Raw genomic sequence first — 19606 nt, 5'->3', positions numbered from 1 at the left:
TATGTGTGTTCAAATTTTAACTATATAAAAAAATTCCAATTTTGAAAATTTTATTAGAACTGTGTCATCAATTAAACACTCAAATATCTTAATTCGGAATAAGTGATTTCTAAATAACAATTAATCCTATTGTGGTTGATAATACTTTCAAGGTAAGAAATAAATCATGAATATGTATGCTTTAAGATTAGATTTGGATTATTTTTATATGCTAGTGTAGGAAGTTAATAGAAAGATATGCAAAACAAAGATAATGAAGAACAAATCTGGTCTGATTGGTTAGATTTTGGTGACCCTGAAATTATATCTTCTACCGTACCTGATCAGGCTGGAGTGTTTAAAGTTCACGCCAGTATGAAAATCTTGTATATTGGTAGCAGTATGAATGTAAAACAATCATTGTTAGAATTTATGTATGATCCTTGTGTTGGTAAGGCAAAACGCTTTAGTTATTTAATTACAAAGAATCATGAAGAAGTAAAGAATCAAATGCTAATAGCCTTCCGTGAAAGTCATGGTGGTAAGTTACCCTCTTGTATGGAAAGTCAACAGATTTAATTAACCTGTTACCATCTTTCAAATTCTAAAAAATTGACTTTTCATCTGGAATATGAGTAACCTTATTTCTTTGGTTTGTCTACTATTTATCGGATTGGGATCGAGATTCCGGAGTCTTTCAGGGATATGGAGTAGTTTTTGTTTGATCTAAAGATATGTGGTACGGTAAATTTTTTTTTGAAATTCATGTAATAAATGTTTCTATTATTTTAGACATTTAGAAAAAAGTTTAAAAAGTATCTATTTTTGAGGAAATGAATATTCATTTATAGTATTTAGCTCCTCCAACTCTTTCTGTACAGTCTTTAATTCAGTTTCATCAGTTATATTTGGTATTAAATTTCGGCAAGCTTGAATCTGTGACGATATTAGTTGATTTTTATCAATGCATAAACCATGAACCGGTTCAGAAAATCCATATACCACTTTCTTTTTATTATTACAGCCACATAACTTGGCCTCACAGATCATTAATGATTCAGAAATTGTAATATTCATTTTTACTACCACTTCTCCTTGTATCTATAATTTATCACAGACCCTCAGACTGACAACAGTTCAATTTACCGCTATTATTATTTTGTCTGAGATTCTTTATCATGACGTGGGCATATTTTTCATGTGAAATTGATTTATTGCTGTTGCAGTCGAATAAATCCGAATTGTCTGCTTTTTTAAGCCAATTCTTATTCATTTTTAAAATTCTTGAATTTAATATTTTTCTAAGATTGTTAATCTCATGTTGGTTATATCGAATTTCTTCCCAAGTCCAAACAATGGGATCTGGAATTAATTTCCATTTTGATTTTATCAACTGACGGTTTTCCTGCACAAGTGCTTGTACTTCATTATTTCTGAATATTTTTGATCTAATTTTAACCATTATTACATTTTAGAAATTTGGATATAAAAAAAGTAAAGCACTTTAATTAAGAGTCCTAGTAACATTATTACTGCCCTTGACATTACAAATGAATACCGTACTAATTTTTTATGTATATTTTGTTTAATTCAGGTTGAATCTTGTTGTAGCGTTAATAAGGTTTCATCCACATTGAGTAAATATTAATCTAGCATATGGGAGTTAAAGATACTTGATTCTTTTAATCTTTGAAAATATTTTTGCTCTCTGTATTTTACTATGTAGCTTCAATAAAGCTTTGCAATGATGCATGTTAGGAATTCAAAAGTAACTGTGTTATTTGATACCTGAACTATATTACTTCATTATTTTTATATGAAAAAAGCGGTTTCATGTGTGTTAAAGTAATGGGATCGTTTGACTCGTTGCAACGAGGAAATCATGCATTTATTGTGTACCACTCAAAGGACCTTCAAATATGCGATTTCGTACCCTTCATAAAAAATGGTATTGAAAATAATGAATTAGTAATAGTTCTTTTGAAAGACCACTCAAGCTTTCAAGACTGTGATAAATTATACAGGTCTTCTTATACTTCCAGGCAAGAATCTCAGTTAAAAAGTAGTAATATTCTTTTAAGAACAACAGAAGAGTGGTTCAATCCATCCTGCTGTCTCCATGCAGATGAATTTCTATATAGATGGGCATCTGTCATTGAAAAAGCAGTCAATGAACACAAGGAAGGTGTCCGACTTTTGATAGAGACCAATAGATTCTTGATAGAAAAGCTCGACAATGCCTTAATTAGTTTTGATAAAATCCTTCAGGATTTATTTAATTTTCCAATTACCACTATATACGTATATGAAAGCAAGGACATTGAGACTATGACTCCACAACAAATAGCAATACTAAAAACATGTCCCAGCTACCAGGTAAATGAACCTGTCAAGCAAAATATCATGAATATTAAAGAGATCAATAGTACATAACTGTGAATTTTGTTTACGATGAGACTAATGTTAGTCCATCAAACCTGCACTCGGGCCAAGGCTGATGATCCTCTACAATAATTAAGATAGAAGGTTTACATGGCAAATGTATTATAAATAAAGAAATTATGAAAAATTTTTGATATGCTATTAGGATCCCGTAGATAAGATGTTGTTTTCAATGGTCTATTCGTTGCTTAGATGTTTATTCAGGATCATACATATGATCTTCTGACCTAATCCTGTAAACCAAAAACTTAGATAAGCATTCGTAATTCGAAAAAGATGTATAAAAAATATTAACATCAATATATAATCACTATTGCATCAATACGGGCTGTAATGGGATAGAGAATGGGCATAAAAAGTAAGAAAAGATTGTCTCCTGAATATACCATACTATCCATCCTAGAATATCTTTGTATTTCTTCAAGAGATACACCGATATCAAAATATCATATCATAAATAAATTGCCAGGAATAAAGCAACAGAGATCAGATCGAATAAATAATCTTATGGATGAGTTAGAAAATAATGGATTTATTCAGTCAATTAAAACCCCAAATTCCACTTTTTACAAAATAACCGATAAAGGTGTAACAGCATATCATGAATGGATAAAGTCTTTTCTAGATTTTTCGAGATCCGTTAATAAATTGGATCATGAGTTTGATTAAAAATGTTATTTGAAGACAGTTAAACAGAACTAATTATCCCAGGTTTTTCGATTATTATGAGATATCCTATTGATTTGTTTGAATAGTTTTTTGCGTATTCCATTGCTTCATTGGATACCTCATTACCAACTAACAATGCCAATCCGACGAACCTGTTTTTGGATTTTGAGTATTCAAGAACGGCCTGAATAAACGACTTTATCTCATTAATCTGGATTGTAGATGGATGAGAAATTATTTTCCCAATTATTGATCCATACTCATTGAGTTTACTAATAATCATTTCAATTTCTCTATCATTGCCACTGGATCTAATTTTTTCACTATCTATTAAGATATCAAAGTAAGTTTTATCGGATATTTTTTGGTCTAAGAATGAAAAAATATTGTCGTTATTTGCAAAAATATATTCTTTAATAGGTTCAGTAATAGTGCCTATGTTCTCTACAATAGAAAATAAAAGTGCCCTTTTATCCAAATTTGATAGTCCTATACTAATCAAAGATCCAATGGAATTTTTCTCAAATACATAAGCCCAGTTATCGAGTTTTCTTCTGGTCCTTAAAATAATCCTTAACAAGAAGATCATAATGCCGATTGCAATCAATGCAATTAATGAAAGGACCACATCATATTCGTCGTCAGATAGGAATTGTATGTAACCCTTTATAGCAGCAGTATCAATGAGTACTAGTAATGCAAATGCTACCAAAACAGAGAGTAACAAATAAAGTATCCGTTCTATGGAACGAATTGTAGATACAGCTTTTTGTGAATATGTTGTTATTAAAGTAGGAGAAAAAGAATTCAGATCTGATCTTTCTTGATTGTTTGTATCCTTCATTAACTGATAACTTATTTGCCAAAATTGAGTATATAAATCCAATAGTAACTAAATTACAATAGTAATTTCCATGCAATTTTGATGTTTTAGGTCTGCACTATATACACATTTATAATTCAGTATGATCTCTTATTTTCAATGACGAGAATTATTCATAAGGAAGATAAAGGTCCTATGCAAATAAAGGTAGGAAATGAAAGCAAGTGGATTTGTATGTGTGGATTGACTAATAATCAGCCATTTTGCGATGGATCCCATAAAAAAACCGCCGATGAAGAAGCAGGCAAGGTTTATCAATATAACCCTGATGGAACTCGGACCGAATTAAAATAACTTGGTTCGATTACAAAATTTAATCACGAATATCTCTCTTATTTATAACATCTATATTCAGAATCTTGCTATTTCTATCGTTTCTTGAAAGTTAACAAACTTCCAATAGCTTAAATATCTATTATATGTAAAATATTAATGGCTCTTTTATCTTCTATTCTAGATATTACTAGAGTCCGAAGATTGTGGATTGTGATTCTCGTAAGTGGATTGATATTATTTATTAATAATATCGAACAGTTTTGCTCTCCTACTTATCTTTTAGCCCAAGACGAAACCTTATTGATGAATATTTCTCACTTAATTGATCAAGCAGATTATCTTAGTAACATAGGAAACTACTCTACAGCGATTGATTTCTTTGATAGAGTTCTAGATATACAACCTAATAATACAATGGCGCTTCATGGAAAGGGATTGGCAATGGATAGTTCTGGAAATCATACTGATGCTGTCCATATTTATAACAAGATCTTAAAAATCGATCCTACCAATATGGATGCTTTGGCCAGCAAGGGTGTAATCCTCTATAACACTGGTAATATGACGGATGCTATAAAATACTTTGAGAAAGTATTGTCCTTAAATTCTACAACAAGTAATAGATCAATGTTTGATAAAGGAGTGTCTTCCTTTGGGTTAGGGAATTACACTAATGCTGTTAAATACTTTAAGAGGGCTCTGGATTTCGATTCAAACAATTCAATGACATTAAATAATATGGGTTTTGCATTAGACATGTCGGGCAACCACACGGGAGCAATTAAATACTTTAATCGTGCAATTTCAATTAATCCCAATAATGCCAATTCACTGTATGGCTTGGCTTTAGCATTTGACCATCTCGGCAATCAAAACAATGCAATATTTTTTATAGACAAGTCTCTTTCAATTAATAGTAATAATACCTTTGCTTTGACTGGCAAGGCTGATTATTTGTTTAAGATAAATAATTTTACCGGAGCCATTATCTATGCTGATAAAGCCATTCAAATTGATCCTTTAAATGCGAATGCTCTGATAATAAAGGGTGCTTCATTAGGAATTGCAGGTAACTATTCGCAATCACTAACTTATTTCAATCAAGCTCTCACATTCGATCCAAATAATCCATATGCTTTACACGGCAAAGCCTTTGCTCTTAGTAAATTAGGGAATCAGACTCAAGCAATCAATTATATTGAAAATTATTCCACGAGTCCGGATGTGAGTGATATTAAAATACAATGATCTTGATCAAAGATGTGTTGAATGTTTCAATGATTTGACTTTTTTTATGAAAAAGTCATAAACATACGACTTTACTTTTCCTGGATTTAATTATTCGTCAGGTTGCCACGTGTTACGAAATAGATATTGGGCTTGATGTTGTATACGTGAATTGCTCAAAAGTATTGTCGGCGTAATTTTGTTAAATAATACTTACGTAACTATGGATCATTATAGATACCATATAACTGACTGTCATCAAATTATTTGGTACCGGCTAACCCCGTCATAGTTAAAAAAATCTAATTAGCAAACTAGATTGAATCCTTTGTCAATCTAAAAATAAAGTGAACGTTGGCATATGGATAGATATAAAACAAAATTTTTAACTCAATGAATTAATTTCGAGATTTGTAATTATATGTGTCTTGAACCGAAAAAAAATGATGAATATATGATAATTGATGACAACCGCTACGTTTCATTTGACAATTGCCGACTATTGTCAAATGAAGTATATTCATTGCCAAAATGTCACGATGACAGAAGAGACTACAAACAATTCAAAATTATTATAATTATTTGATTATTTTTGATATCACAATGCCTTAATTTACTGGATTAGATATTTCAAAATCACCGACAGGACAGATGTATGCTATAGGAAAATAATTATCTTACCCGGGACAGATTTAAAATCAATGATTTCAAAGCCATTAAAGAAGTATGGATAATTCAAGCCTCGATCACTCCTATAAGCCAAGTTCATCCTGATAGATGATTCATTACCTTGTACGCTTAAAATTGTCGATAGTCGGGAACTAAATTCAACAATTTTGAAGAGCGATTTTGACACACCGTCTATGCAAACTTTTTACCACTAGTATTTAATTAATATTAATTAATTATCCCTCTCCTTTTTTCTCAAAAGTCCCTATTATCAATAGACCATCTATATTGAATGATATTTAAAATCTCTATGTTCTTGCAAGGTGTACTTTTATTTTATGTTTGTCGATGTCTTGATTGTAGTATCAACCTCGGAAATTGTGTTGCGAAATTTGGTGGTTAAAATAGCCTATTTTTGCTTTCACCTATCCATATTAGTTAATCGATAAGGATAAGAATTTAAGCATAATAGTCACGTGAAATCGTGAATAGGTTGTCAAATTTTCAAGAAGAGGCGGCAAGTCTCCATAATGTTGAAAGTTTTGTATTAGAAAAGTTGTTAATATCGCATACCTCTACGGGGAATAATAGTTCAACTAACATCAAAGAATTAATGGATTCTATTGACGATTCGATGCCACCCTTAATCGATAAGCTATTGAAGACTTGGTATCGCAAAGTATGATACATTGTGAAGATGGAAAAGACTTTCATATTACTTTTGACGGGATTCATGAACTTGTACATAGAAAAAAAGAAGCGATACCACTTTAACCAAATGACATTACTTATGCATCTATCAATCCTTTTTTTTGCTATAGAATACACGTGAATACTTGATTTACACCAAACTACCTGTTACAAACTATCAACGATAATTCTTCGAAAGGGTCAAATTATGGCCTACAACAGGTTTATACTATACTTATTCTGAATAAAGGAGATCTCTTCTATTATGGATGCTTCTAAATCATTTCATAAATATTGGGAATGTTTGCTGATAATTAGAAAAACGTATGTCTAACAATTGAATAGTAATTTTTGATGGGTAGAAAAGGTGGGTTAAATGAAGAGAGTAAGAAACCATCGCAGTCAGGACTAAGTCCTTTCAAATCATCTATGTATGGTCGTTATGGGTTGCTGCCCTTTTTTCTTATGTTGGTGCTGCAATGTATGAAGTAGGAGCATCATGGCTAATGGCTTCTATTTCCTCAGATCCGCTGTTTGTCTCACTTATTACTACCGCCACTACATTACCTATTTTCCTACTTGCATTACCGTCTGGGATCTTGTCTGACATTTTTGATAAACGTGTGATATTGCTAATTACATGTGGATATATGTCTATCATATCTGCCATACTAGGAATTCTTACTATGGCAGGAATTATTACATCCACAATACTACTTATGCTAACTTTTGCACTAGGAGCTGGGATGACTATGATAAGAACTCCCATTATCCCTATGCTGAGTGGACTGGTACCAAGATCCGAACTACCTGCGGCGCTTACCCTCAGTGCATTGGGAGGAAACATAGGTCGAGTTATCGGACCAACCATTGGAGGTTTTTTGGTGGCTGCTATTGCACCTTGGGCAGTATTTTTTCTCAATTCAGTCTCTTTTATCGTAATGATCATTGTACTAAGGAGATTGGCCAAAAAGCCTGTAGCATCCAGCAATGACCTTAGTGAAAATCAGAGTCAAACTTCATTGCCTCAAGAGAATTTGATAAGAGCTATTCGTGTTCAGATACGCTACATTCGCTATTCTCGAGCTTCGTGAGTATTGATTGTCCGAGCAGGTTTGTTTACATTATGTAGCAGTGCATTATTGTCTTTATTACCGTATTTTGCTAAATATGAATTGGGTTTTGATTCAACCGGGTTTGGAATGCTGTTAGGATCATTTGGAATGGGTGCTGTAATTGGAGGAATTGAGTTTTTACCAAGGTTGCGCCCAAAGGTCTCGGTTGAATCAATGATAATTGGATCCATCGCATTACTCTCTATGGTCACATTTTCAGTAGGGTATATACAAGATTTTGGGATTCTTTGCTTGCTTATGGCTCTAGGGGGTGCGGCACATATTACAATACTTTCAACATTTTATACTATAGGGGCAAAATCTGCACCAAAATGGATAGGTGCTAGGGTCCTAGCAATTTATCTTCTGATACTAAATGGTGGATTAGCAATAGGAAGTGTAATTTGGGGAGCGGTGGCAAACGAGATTGGAATACCGGTTACTCTTTCTTTGGCTGCTATTTCTTTGGTTGCAACTATACTGACAAAGAAACATTATAACAGTACATCGTTGGATAACCTTGATTTTACACCGGTTAGCGACCACTGGCCACTTCCTCCTCAACATTCTATCGAGCCTTCGGAATACAAAAATCAGGCTCTTATAACAATAGAGTATAGTAGTATCAATTCCAACATTTCTGCAGGATTCGAGCAAATTACACGCGAATTAGGATGTCTGCTAAAGAGCGAGGGAATGGCCTACTGGGAATTATTCCAAGATCCGACTGACATGGGTCACTATATAGAAATCAGAATAGCCGATACTTGGACCGACCATATGCGTCAACATGAATTTGTTACCAAGAATATTCAGGTAATGGAAAATAAGATCAGTGACCTTATTAAGGATTGCCCGACACCAAAAGTAGTACACTATGTAGGAAAATCATCTTCTATTTGGTAAAATGAGTTACTGGGTTGCATCTACCCTTAGCGACCTCAAATATAATGATATGTTTGGGAATATTGTAGAAACTTATTTTGAGCTGGGACCGCAATTTATATAATCCATTATCATCGCACTCTATAACAAAATTTTGTGGGAACACATTTAGAATTTATTTTATGATAGTGATAGTTTCAGATTTAAATTGATGTGCATTTGTATATATTTGGAATTATCGTGTCAACATATACTCTGAAGCACCTAGAATTTGATCTATTTTATTCGTGGACGATTAATTCTTTAGGAAGTCAGCAATATAAAATCTAAGAATCAATAGAAATGAAATGATATGCGCCATTGGGATACAAAAAAGTAATTAAAAGATCATTGATTGTTGGTAAATTTTACTCCATCATCTAAATTAATGAATGGTTCTTCGGGATGACTACCTTTTTTGTTGGTAAATTGCTGGCAGCTTTCTGCAGTACTGAATCCAGCATTTTGTGATTGTGGGGTAAAAGCTACACATATTGAATATGTTGCTCCGTCCTTAAATAATCCGGAAGGAGTTTCTATTTTTTTTAGCTCATAATTGTCAATACCATCATCTACAAAGGCCTTCATATTTTCAAAGGATACCTCTGCAGTAGGAATAACACAGAAGGCTTGTGGATCATTAAGTGAGTCAAGTGTAACGGTTCCTTCATAGGCACAATAACTAAACATACCCTCTACATTCTCACTCCATTGTACAATTGGTGTTATCTGTAATCCTCCTCCTTGCTGCGATTGAACAGGACTAAAAGTCACCAATGGATAAAGGTACAATATCGATAGGAAAGATAAAACACATAACACCAAATAGTTATTATTCATTGAATACTTAAACAATGGAAAATATTTAAGAATTCCATTTGCACAATATTGTATTAAAAGAATCAATATGTTCTGCTGATTAAAGTTTTATTTATTTTGGAATTGTATTTTAATTTCATATAATGGTCAAAATGGCAAGGATATCTGCCTAAATAGCCTGAAACCAATCTGGTCCTTTCATTTTTACATTCTGCAAGAAAATTATCTTTAACTTTGGTTTGGAGAAATTTAATTGGCTTACCTTATGATGGAGCCGTCTGTGGTGCATCTCTGGATATTGTTCCACCAAGCTCTTTCCGTGTTACTATGGATATAAATGATCAAATTGGCTCTGTTCACTTAATATGTTTTATTTCATTGTTATGATAGTCTACAAAGAGCCGCAGTCAATTCCGTACATGCTTTAACTTGCAATTCTTTAGTCTACAAGGAAAGTAGTCATCGAAACTTTCGGTTCTATCCTTTATGTATTGCATCTTTCTTTCAATCAGACTTTTCTCCAGAGAGGAATGAATGTGATGATCGAGATTTAAGAATCTACAGGCCATTGGATACCAAGTACCTCCATCAGTTGAAACTGGATGAATTCCATGAATCTTGACTAAACCTGAAATGAATCTTTCAGCTACAAACATGTTTCTTTCTTTAGATTTATTAGCAAAAGAAGTGCGAGAATTTGCCTGTTTTCGGGTTCAGTTGCAACCCAGAGCCAGACAAACTCTGATCCCACCTTCAACATGGTCTCATCTATGATATACTCTAGAACTCTTCTTCTAGTTGACTTCAGCTTTTGAGGCTTGTACTTTTGAATCCAATTCCAAATGGAAACGTGATTTCTCTTGTATATCTGAGATAATCTTTCCGAGGCTTTCCTTAAGGATAGGCCTGAAAAGTACAAATGCAACCCATAATATACATACTTTGAAGGCGTTCTGTTTCTAGTAAGCATAAAAGAAATGGAATGCTTTCAAGCTATAGGCTTATCGTTAACTGAACAGAGCCATCAAATTCAATTATCATTTCCAGGATCCTTACTTGGTACTATTAAGTAACTTTGGATGCAGGACAACATGTGTTAGACTCAGACATTACTAAAGCCCATGACCAAAGATGAATTTGAACAAGCATTCGATATGCAAGATGTTAGTTTTGAAGTAGGCGTTAGAAGAGGTTCTTGTGAAATTGGTGAATAAGGAGATATGTAGGCACAATAAAAACCTGTCGGCATCTAACACGCGCAGTGCAAATTACAGTAGTTGTTGAAAACGGAAGTGTAACTGAGGCAGAGCACCGGTAATCTAATATCTGATTATTAAAGGAGAAATGATTTATCTCTTTTATTTATAGTCATTTAATTTCATTTGCGTAAATCTCGTAAAAATCAAACGAACTATTACTTAAGAAATTAACGAGTGTCGATTCTTTATTATCTGGTAAATCATGGGGGATTTGTTTAATCAGGATATATTGTTTGTTTATACTTGATACATCTTCGGAAAGCCAGTAAATTCTAACGATCTCCTATAACTAACTGTGTCTAGATACATTGATTAGCATTTAGGTATTAACTGACCACTGATAATAATCGATAGGTATTTGTGTTTGGGTTAGTTGCGATCCACTTTAAAAGACTACATTATGCCAAGATTTTTAATAAAGATGTCATCTTATATTGATAGTTTCATACATATGTAAGAACAATATTGAAGCGAAATCCTAATCGTAGGTTAAAAATTTTAAAATTTCATGATATTTATTATTGAATAACGTTACAGTTCAGGATTGTAACTTATTGTTGTAATAACTATATTTTATCTAAAAAAAGAAACACTTGAAAATGTACAACATAGTTCAGCAACATTTGATATGTGGTTAATAAATACTTGTCTGAAACATGATATTGATCAAACTGTTGTAAAATCATGCACTATGAAATTCTATTGGAATTGTCATAAATGTCATATATTATTATTGATCATAAACTCTGGCGTATTATGCCTATTTCAGCAATGGATCTAAAAAAGTACTGAACTTGAGGTATACAAAAAATTTAGGAGTTGTTTACTTGCAGTGTCCTTTCTTCCATCCTGCATTATATCCGTGAGCGTAGTCACTTGTTCCAGGATTATATGATAAACAATGATCATGGTCATACCATCCATCTTTACATCCTGCTATCCAAGCATTTGATTTTCCTTGATTCTCACACCAATGCGATGCTGCGTCTGCAGTGTTGATATTAAACAAAGAAGGCGCCATTGCCAATGATGTCACGGCAATTGCTATCGCAAACAATTTTGACTTAACATTCATTATTTCAATTAATTTATAGTTATATAAAAATATTTAATATGTCAAAGAAAGATGAGATTAAATTAAATAAAATTCTATAAAAGTTAAGTTTTGGGTTAAAAAAACATTCTTTTATCAAATACGTTATATACTAGCATTTTCTTTAATAGGTGATGAAAATAAGTAACTCTATAATGACATTAATGGTACTATCTCTAGCCGCAGCAACATTTGGTATTATAGTATCTACAAGCTTAACTCCCTCAGTAGCTTTTGCAAACCACCACTTTGGAGCAAATCTGACGGGACAACAGGAAGTTCCACCAACTAATTCTGCAGCAACAGGTGAGGTAACTTTAGTACCTGTATTTCCAACCAACAACACCATTGACTATTATCTAAACACAACAGGAATGCAACAAATTACCCAAGCACATATTCATAGTGGAGCAAACGGTACCAACGGGCCTATTGTAGTAACACTGTTTAAATTTGACCCACCACGTGATCAGGCAACAATAAATAGCAATATAGCTGAAGCTGAATTAGAAGGTCCATTACAAAATAAGACTATTGGTGACCTGATAATTGCAATGAAGAATGGCAGCACATATGTAAACATTCATACTGTTCAGAACCCAGATGGTGATATAAGGGGACAAATAACGAGCGTAGAATAAAAATTTCTCACTATTTTTAAAAATCTATATTTCTACATGTTTTGAGGAAATGGTGTATAGTTCACTTATTGATAATATATTTTTTAGAAGAGTTTCTTAATAAATTGCTACTATTTTGTAACAGAAATAGAACCTGTAACGAGGTAGCGATAATTCTAAAACTTAATGTTACCTTGTGAAGGAATCAAGTTCATTGTTTTAATGTCGATTGAGAAACATTTTCGTATACTTTCCTTTAAAATGACTGGCTGCCTTCACAAGTTCTTTATGTATATAGATAGTTTTTTGGCGAATATATATAATGAATTCGTTGATTTCATGATTTCAAAATATGATCTGTTATTTCTCTTTGAATATGAAAATCTAAACAGAATGCATGGTAATTTGAAGGTCACCGGCTTTATGAATTTTATTTTCTAATTCTTTTCAATGATAGATAAGGAGTGACTAACCGTAAAAGAATATTTTGAATTTTTAAAACATCTATCCATACATGTGTACTCAAATCCATGGGAGAAAGTGATTGATTGTCTATCTAAGCTTGTAATGTGAAGGGTCTTTTTATTGAATACGACTCTAATGTCATTTTGTTGATTATTTTTCAGGTGTTTGAATCTCTTTCGAATTGTGGCCAAGTCATGAGGAATTTAGGACTATGATCCATCACATTCGATTCCTCTTCGAGATTGCTAAAAAAATAGAAAATTTGGGCTTTCCTTTTATTCAAATCAACGACTTTTTTCTTAAAATGAGTCACTCTGAGTCACTCATTCGCATCAATTTTTCAATGACCAAGAGCACTTAACAAATTTAGAGTATTTTTAAAGTATTACGATGGGGTTTTTTTTGATCCAATTTATGGTCATAATGCTACTCTTTATCTATGTCTCTAATAATATGAGATATTATTTTTCCGTATTTCTGTATATGTTGCCGAAACTTTTCACAAACCTTATTAATCACAATCAGATTTAGTTAAAAAATATCACTATTTAACCAATTTTCTATCTTTATCTAAAGAATAGCGATTCAAAAATTCAAAGTATAAAAACGATAACTGGTATTGATATGGAAAATACTTTTCATTGCAAGCTAACTCATGATACTTGATTTTGTCAAGATAAACATACAATATATAATTTATATAGTATCTATAACGAATCTCCAATTATACATTCCAATAATAAAAGAATGTAGATGAATAAGAAGGATGTTTTACCTTCATAATTAGAATGGACAGTATCCTGAAGACAACGTTAAAGCGTCAGGTCCCTTATCTCATCGGTGGAACAATAACTGGAGCCATAATGACATATTATTATGGCTTTCTATTTGCAATTGTTGTGAACAGCATAATTTGGTTTATTGTTTCAATGATTGTTAATAGATATCTTTGGCATTATTTCGGTTTTGGAGATGAGATGTATCTTTTTAGAAAGTATATAATTAATAGAAGAAGGACCAATGACTTGTAGATTGAGTAAATTGTGACGCTAAAGATCGCATTTAATTATATATGGAATTTTGAGAGATATTATTTTAGTGTGAACAGATAATGGTTGTCGGTTTGTTATGCTATTTTAATAGATGGCAGTTGGAATAAGCGCGATTACAAGTGTATTTTTATCGTTAGTTTTCTGATACTAATTTGCATTTGGTTAACGATATGGTCTTTTTTTTTGAAGAAATGGAATTTCCTTTCACATAGGGAGAATTAGGTCATAGTTCAACGAGGGTATTTCGTCTATCCACATAAAAAACGATTTTAAGAAAAATATTATTCATAACAAGATGTCAACAAAGATATAAACGTACAGTGTAAGAAACAGCTTCTGATTTATTATTACTATTCTCAATTATCCAAGATTGTGACGCAGTGGATTAGAATTGGGAATTACAAGCGCATGTTGTCAACATAAAACCCAATAATTTCTTAAATGATTGTAGAAATAAGCATACCACATTACAATTCAGATATCGATTTACAATCAACCATCAAAAATGAATTTAAAACAAATTCTCTTCTCGTATTTATAAAAATGCAAATCTGATAGTCATGCCATAACAAAAATAACATGCTGGTTTGTTTCTAGTCTCTAATTGATTAGAAATTATGATATTTATAATTTAGTCATAAAAAAAAGCCTCAAATTTGTTATATTTTTTGTTCCTCTTGAATTTGAATTAGCATACCTAATCGAAGTATAAATAAAATGTTTTTTTTAATTATATATGTATAAAGATATTGATTGGAACGATGTTATAAAAAAAGAAGCGAAAGGCAATAATGAATCTGATTTAGGCGAGGTACAGGAAGTATCAAATGGCATAATCTTGACTCAACGTGGAATAGGAAATAAGGAGATATTTAGTCTTCCTCAATATAAGGTAGAAAATTACGATGGCAAGGTCTTAACGTTTGCTGTTTCAGAGGAAGAAGCAATTAACAAATTTATGAAAACATTCCATGCTAATTAAATATTTATCTATAGCTCTATCAAGGGATCGATAATTTACTGATATGAGGACTACATATAATTACTTTATTTGGGATTGAATATTCTGTTAAAAATTTCCCTGATAGTGATATAGATCTATCCATTTGCCTATTATTACGGTAAAATAATGATAATATCACTTCAGTAAACTTTACTAGTTTTATTTCAAATTCTTTTGATGACCTTTATAATAGTTACCTTATTGTTATAACTTATTATCAATGACTGCAGAATAAGTAAAACATGACCGAAGTATATAAACTATTATTTATATGAATACATGTATATGCTCGGAACACTTTGGACCATTATTTTGGTTATAGTCGCAATTATAGTAATAGTGCTTTTACTAAGATTTCTTTTTGGGATCTTAGTAATAGCACCTGTAGGGTTGGAATTAGTTAAAACTGGAACTCCTGTCGATATCGTCTTACCGCTAGTTAGTCGTATATAGAAAATGTATAAATAGTGAATAGGTTTGGAACAACTGACAGTGAATTGAATTCGCTCGTATTTTATATTACGACCCCATCCTTCATATTATCTGTTTATTTTTTGATTTATGAAAAATAAAAAAATCTTTTCATTTTAATTATAATATCCTTTAGATGCTGGTAAACTTCATCATCAAAGTCTGACATTTAATAGAATGCCTTAAATCAATAGGAATTGGACCTGTCTTGTTGACCTCATAGACAACATTTAACTGCCCATTCTTTGTAAATGAAGGATCCAAGGTGTGGCCTTGCGTCAAAATTTTTTCAGGGTTCATATGTATATTTTGTGTTAAGATTATTTTGTATAAATGACGTTAATATTACCAAATTATGGTAATGAGAATCAATTGTGGGATTGAAAAGCAAAAGTTTGATTCTCGACTTTGGGACTCAGAATATTATCAATAGAGCATTTTTGTATAAATAGGATTTTTAATGGTGGAGTAAGATATATTCATAAATATATTTGTCAAGATTGTCTTGGAGGTTTCGCGAATACAGTGATCTAGTTTGATATTCTGACGTTCATTCAAATCGATATTTATAGATAGTATCAGGCAATCTTTTTTTCTCGATCAAATTATATAAATATAGAAAATTATACTTTCTTTAGATATTTATACTTGAGAAAAGAACCTGACTTTTTAATATCTAAGCATTGTTTCCGTAAGAAGGTCTGATTGAGTATTCAAATTGTAAATCGGTAATCTTTTCTACCATACCTTACAATTTAATTCATTGATGTGGTGTTCATATATTTTGTTGTATTAATGTCAGTATATGTCTCTCCACAGTGAAGCTAATCCCGTAGCCATTATTACTGGTTCAAGTCAGGGAATTGAAAAGTCACTAGTAAAAGATTTCTTAGATTCTGGCTATAAAGTTTTTATAAATTCATCAGATGAACATGCATTAAAAGATATGGTTACAGATATTTCAAGTACAGAAGGAGATACCGATAACATATCTTATTTTGTAGGCGATATATCTGAAAATGGATTTGCGGACAAACTGATCGAAGAAGTAATAAAAAAATGGGGAAGGCTTGATGTATTAATTAATAACGGAAAAATAACCAATAATCCAAAGATAACTAGTGATGAAGAATGTATCCCTGAAAACAAAATACAACAACTCCAACAACCATCTTCCTATTCCATTCCAGAGGAATATCAAACATCGGATCCTCTGATCAGAGGTATTTATTATTGTATTAAAGCTGCTGTAACCAGAAAGTTATCTGATAATGACGATGGTAATTTATCTATTATCAATATATCTTCCTGCCAAGGGTGCTTAACTCAGGAAACGGTAAATTCGTTTACAGAGTTTAATTTTGGCGTGGACCCTTACGTCGATTCCATGGCTCGTATCGAATCCTTAACTAAATCGATTGCTTTAGAATTAGCAGATAGGGGAATACGAGTTAATGGAATTGTACCTGGTTTGGTGTTTGATGATATGAATCAAGAAATAATTAACGATATCGACAGGAGGAAATATGAGGGGAGTAAAGTTCCCTTAAGAAGGATTGGTATGCCACACGAAATCTCGAAAGTCGCTCTTTTCTTGGCATCCGATGGAGCCAGTTATATAACGGGATCAATGATCCCAGTTGACGGTGGATTAACGCTAAAGCGTCCTAATTATTATGCTGAGGTGCTTTATTGACAACTGTTAATTATTGCGAGGACTGGTTAATCAGGTTATTTTGGACCGGTACAAACAAGTCTGTTTTGTAATAGGGGTGTGGGGTTGACTATATTGTCTAAGATAGTTATTTTTCATAAAAGGGTATTCATTATTCTGTAGAACGTATTGCTGCTATCCAAATGGGAATGGTAAGTCAACTCCACCATATATTATAGCAGCATATCAGTCAACATCATTGCGTGGTTATTCGGTAATAATAAATCAAGTATTTGCCTTTAGTAATTATAACTGCTACTCCAATTGTCCGACAATGCTACTCCAATTTGATATATAATTTGATTCATCAGCATCTACATCTTATACTTTTAAAATTTCATCTAATTATGACGTAGAAGTCAAATTGAATGAAATATCTGACTTTTGATTCTGTATATTCGTACAAATTATCAAAATAATTGACTACTAAATCTAGAACCTGGAGCCTTAGTTTTGTCGTTTGCTAGCGTAACAGTCCGATCGAATAAATCATGTTAATCATTAACGGAAAAAACCGTTACAAACATTGTAAATAGATCGAATTTTCGAAACTGGGTCTAACATAACATTAAGGTCAAAATATAAAGAAATAATCAATATGTAAATAATACTTAAAAGGACTACTAATACTGACTAATTAATGTTCACTAAACGATAGTGAAAGTAATGCAATTAACTCGCCAATATCTTTATTTATAAAGACAGAAAGCAAAGTAATGAACAATCAAAATAATAGTCGATAAGTAGTCGACATCATAATGCCGACTATATCTTATTGACTGGCGTTTGTGCTAGAAGCGTTTGTGCTAGAAGCGTTTGTGCTAGAAGCGTTTGTGCTAGAAGCGTTTGTGCTAGAAGCGTTTGTGCTAGAAGCGTTTGTGCTAGAAGCGTTTTGTCCCGATGTATAATCTAATTCTGCTGGTGCACTAGATGAATCTGATATATTAGCTACCTGATTACTTACATCCTCTGGAGTTGTTGCATTGGTAAATGCCGTAACGTTTGCAGCAACGTCGCTAGCAGAATCGGTTGTACCAGTCAAAGGATTAACATTTCCATTTGTACCTTCATTTGCATTGTTGTCTTGATTGGTTCCATCATTATCTTGATCATCATCTTCATTATCTTGTGCATATACGCTTCCGTTAATTGAAAAAATTGCGGAGGCCAGCACAAAGGCTAAAAGTAGGGTTATGTTTGAATTTATAAGTTTCTTCATGTAACAATTTTAATATAAAAAAGGTTATAATGGTATAATAAATTAGGAATTGAGGGTCTATTCATTTTACTCATTTAATCAATCGACAAAATAGTAATCAATGGTAATTAAAGATTGTTTGGTATGGGTCGATGCTAAATTAGTTGATTTCAGGAACCCTAAAGGTTGACTTGAATGAGAAATATTACAATAAAGCCTTGGTTTCTGGATGAATTTTTAAAAGTAATTGTTATTTAGACTATTCTGAGAACTATTTTATGATGATCGATCAAATTTTGTCTTACATTATCTGGTAATATGTCAAAGTCCTTGCCGTGGTATAAACAAATACATTTGAGTTCAAATTCAAAATATGTCGGCATTGACATTTCATACTCCAGCAAATCTCTTATTTTGTATTTATAATTAAAAATACCCATATCTTCTATGACTGTTGCTCCCTTTTTGTCTAATCCTTTGGCAATATCAACAAGTCGCTTATTCAACGCGTAGTTTTGTAATGTATCATCCTTAGTAAAATTTTTTATTAAAGAGTCTATAATAAAAAGTCTATTCTCGCTGTCTTCAAATCTTTCCAAATCTAGTACTTTGTGATTATGTCGAGTAAGAGTATTTCTTACCATATCTTCTGTTTCATAAAAATGATCTAACTCGACAATTTCGTCGTCTTTTTTGAGAACTTCTTGTATATAATATGTATAGAATTTTCTACATTTACTCAAATTAGAATAGATTAAAAGACAATGTGCGCCAAAAGGTGCATCCAATATTCTTTTTGCTGCTTCTATGGCGTTTGATAATGCTAAATTATTTACGTCCGACATACTTGTCATGGCAATGAATTTTTATACACTAATGTTTAATACATTACACCAAAGATTCACTTATGCCATCACAAATTGTTTAGTAATACACAAATTTTTTATATTGTGTTAAATAAGACTTCATTTTTAAATGGTTATTTTAACAAAAAAACCTTCTAAGATTATAAAATTCTCTGTCTCCATTATAAAATAA

General features: G+C 32.1%; 21 protein-coding genes and 1 pseudogene. 12 read left to right on the top strand and 10 right to left on the bottom strand.

Going from position 1 to position 19606, the window contains the following annotated elements; all coding sequences use genetic code 11:
* Positions 1 to 237: 237 nt before the first annotated feature.
* Positions 238 to 558, top strand: coding sequence for a hypothetical protein (locus F1Z66_RS03610; protein ID WP_149862242.1), 321 nt, complete (start codon positions 238 to 240; stop codon positions 556 to 558).
* A 240-nt stretch (positions 559 to 798) separates the two neighbouring features.
* On the opposite strand, the gene F1Z66_RS03605 is transcribed toward F1Z66_RS03610, so the two are convergent.
* Together F1Z66_RS03605 and F1Z66_RS03600 are read right to left on the bottom strand one after the other, a co-directional pair.
* Positions 799 to 1056: a hypothetical protein gene (locus tag F1Z66_RS03605; RefSeq protein ID WP_149862241.1), complete on the bottom strand. Its 258-nt coding sequence runs from the start codon at positions 1054 to 1056 to the stop codon at positions 799 to 801.
* A 34-nt stretch (positions 1057 to 1090) separates the two neighbouring features.
* Positions 1091 to 1441 (bottom strand): hypothetical protein, encoded by a 351-nt coding sequence (locus F1Z66_RS03600; protein ID WP_149862240.1) that lies wholly within the window; start codon positions 1439 to 1441, stop codon positions 1091 to 1093.
* Between the two features lie 386 nt (positions 1442 to 1827).
* Here F1Z66_RS03600 and F1Z66_RS03595 point away from each other — a divergent pair, with 386 nt between their 5' ends.
* Positions 1828 to 2412 carry an MEDS domain-containing protein gene (locus tag F1Z66_RS03595; RefSeq protein ID WP_159357549.1) on the top strand — a complete coding sequence of 195 codons (585 nt, stop codon included), beginning with the start codon at positions 1828 to 1830 and terminating at the stop codon, positions 2410 to 2412.
* Between the two features lie 354 nt (positions 2413 to 2766).
* Positions 2767 to 3090 (top strand): hypothetical protein, encoded by a 324-nt coding sequence (locus tag F1Z66_RS03590; RefSeq protein ID WP_149862238.1) that lies wholly within the window; start codon positions 2767 to 2769, stop codon positions 3088 to 3090.
* A gap of 19 nt (positions 3091 to 3109) precedes the next feature.
* Here F1Z66_RS03590 and F1Z66_RS03585 read toward each other — a convergent pair whose 3' ends face one another.
* Entirely contained in the window at positions 3110 to 3934 is an 825-nt protein-coding gene (locus F1Z66_RS03585; protein WP_149862237.1) for a hypothetical protein, read from the bottom strand.
* 138 nt (positions 3935 to 4072) lie between these two features.
* Between F1Z66_RS03585 and F1Z66_RS03580 the strand changes: the two genes are divergently transcribed.
* The 4 genes and pseudogenes from F1Z66_RS03580 (at position 4073) to F1Z66_RS15995 (ending at position 8856) form a co-directional block, all read left to right on the top strand.
* Positions 4073 to 4267 (top strand): CDGSH iron-sulfur domain-containing protein, encoded by a 195-nt coding sequence (locus F1Z66_RS03580; RefSeq protein ID WP_149862236.1) that lies wholly within the window; start codon positions 4073 to 4075, stop codon positions 4265 to 4267.
* A 138-nt stretch (positions 4268 to 4405) separates the two neighbouring features.
* Complete coding sequence (locus F1Z66_RS03575) at positions 4406 to 5497, top strand: tetratricopeptide repeat protein (protein WP_149862235.1); 1092 nt, start codon at positions 4406 to 4408, stop codon at positions 5495 to 5497.
* Between the two features lie 1132 nt (positions 5498 to 6629).
* On the top strand, positions 6630 to 6830 hold the full coding sequence (locus F1Z66_RS03570) for a hypothetical protein (RefSeq protein WP_149862234.1): 201 nt from the start codon (positions 6630 to 6632) through the stop codon (positions 6828 to 6830).
* 484 nt (positions 6831 to 7314) lie between these two features.
* Positions 7315 to 8856, top strand: a pseudogene (locus F1Z66_RS15995) (MFS transporter).
* 366 nt (positions 8857 to 9222) lie between these two features.
* Here F1Z66_RS15995 and F1Z66_RS03555 read toward each other — a convergent pair.
* The 4 genes from F1Z66_RS03555 to F1Z66_RS03540 form a co-directional block, all read right to left on the bottom strand.
* The gene (locus F1Z66_RS03555) at positions 9223 to 9714 is read right to left on the bottom strand and encodes a hypothetical protein (protein ID WP_149862231.1); all 492 of its coding nucleotides are present in this window, start codon (positions 9712 to 9714) and stop codon (positions 9223 to 9225) included.
* Between the two features lie 386 nt (positions 9715 to 10100).
* Positions 10101 to 10349: a hypothetical protein gene (locus F1Z66_RS03550; protein WP_149862230.1), complete on the bottom strand. Its 249-nt coding sequence runs from the start codon at positions 10347 to 10349 to the stop codon at positions 10101 to 10103.
* On the bottom strand, positions 10340 to 10663 hold the full coding sequence (locus F1Z66_RS03545) for a hypothetical protein (protein ID WP_149862229.1): 324 nt from the start codon (positions 10661 to 10663) through the stop codon (positions 10340 to 10342). Before F1Z66_RS03545 ends, F1Z66_RS03550 begins: the two co-directional genes overlap by 10 nt.
* Before the next feature lie 1112 nt (positions 10664 to 11775).
* Positions 11776 to 12027, bottom strand: a complete 252-nt coding sequence (locus F1Z66_RS03540; RefSeq protein WP_149862228.1) for a hypothetical protein — start codon at positions 12025 to 12027, stop codon at positions 11776 to 11778.
* A 152-nt stretch (positions 12028 to 12179) separates the two neighbouring features.
* Here F1Z66_RS03540 and F1Z66_RS03535 point away from each other — a divergent pair, with 152 nt between their 5' ends.
* From F1Z66_RS03535 to F1Z66_RS15235, 4 genes are all read left to right on the top strand, one after another.
* Positions 12180 to 12686, top strand: a complete 507-nt coding sequence (locus F1Z66_RS03535; RefSeq protein WP_149862227.1) for a CHRD domain-containing protein — start codon at positions 12180 to 12182, stop codon at positions 12684 to 12686.
* Between the two features lie 1232 nt (positions 12687 to 13918).
* Complete coding sequence (locus F1Z66_RS03530) at positions 13919 to 14161, top strand: hypothetical protein (RefSeq protein WP_149862226.1); 243 nt, start codon at positions 13919 to 13921, stop codon at positions 14159 to 14161.
* Positions 14162 to 14918: 757 nt separating this feature from the next.
* On the top strand, positions 14919 to 15164 hold the full coding sequence (locus F1Z66_RS03525) for a hypothetical protein (protein WP_149862225.1): 246 nt from the start codon (positions 14919 to 14921) through the stop codon (positions 15162 to 15164).
* A gap of 300 nt (positions 15165 to 15464) precedes the next feature.
* The gene (locus tag F1Z66_RS15235) at positions 15465 to 15638 is read left to right on the top strand and encodes a hypothetical protein (RefSeq protein ID WP_195907462.1); all 174 of its coding nucleotides are present in this window, start codon (positions 15465 to 15467) and stop codon (positions 15636 to 15638) included.
* 150 nt (positions 15639 to 15788) lie between these two features.
* Here F1Z66_RS15235 and F1Z66_RS15230 read toward each other — a convergent pair whose 3' ends face one another.
* Entirely contained in the window at positions 15789 to 15956 is a 168-nt protein-coding gene (locus F1Z66_RS15230) for a hypothetical protein (RefSeq protein WP_154670479.1), read from the bottom strand.
* A 505-nt stretch (positions 15957 to 16461) separates the two neighbouring features.
* Here F1Z66_RS15230 and F1Z66_RS03520 point away from each other — a divergent pair.
* Positions 16462 to 17352 carry an SDR family NAD(P)-dependent oxidoreductase gene (locus F1Z66_RS03520; RefSeq protein ID WP_149862224.1) on the top strand — a complete coding sequence of 297 codons (891 nt, stop codon included), beginning with the start codon at positions 16462 to 16464 and terminating at the stop codon, positions 17350 to 17352.
* A gap of 790 nt (positions 17353 to 18142) precedes the next feature.
* Here the strand turns inward: F1Z66_RS03520 and F1Z66_RS03515 are convergent.
* Both F1Z66_RS03515 and F1Z66_RS03510 read right to left on the bottom strand, forming a co-directional pair.
* Positions 18143 to 18589: a hypothetical protein gene (locus F1Z66_RS03515; protein WP_149862223.1), complete on the bottom strand. Its 447-nt coding sequence runs from the start codon at positions 18587 to 18589 to the stop codon at positions 18143 to 18145.
* Positions 18590 to 18822: 233 nt separating this feature from the next.
* Positions 18823 to 19422, bottom strand: coding sequence for a hypothetical protein (locus F1Z66_RS03510; RefSeq protein ID WP_149862222.1), 600 nt, complete (start codon positions 19420 to 19422; stop codon positions 18823 to 18825).
* Between the last annotated feature and the right edge of the window lie 184 nt (positions 19423 to 19606).

It is taken from the genome of Candidatus Nitrosocosmicus agrestis (assembly GCF_008389435.1).
In the GTDB taxonomy this organism is placed as follows: domain Archaea; phylum Thermoproteota; class Nitrososphaeria; order Nitrososphaerales; family Nitrososphaeraceae; genus Nitrosocosmicus; species Nitrosocosmicus agrestis.
The sequence above is the reverse complement of the archived record's forward strand: the minus strand, read 5'-3'. Positions and strand labels throughout refer to the sequence as shown.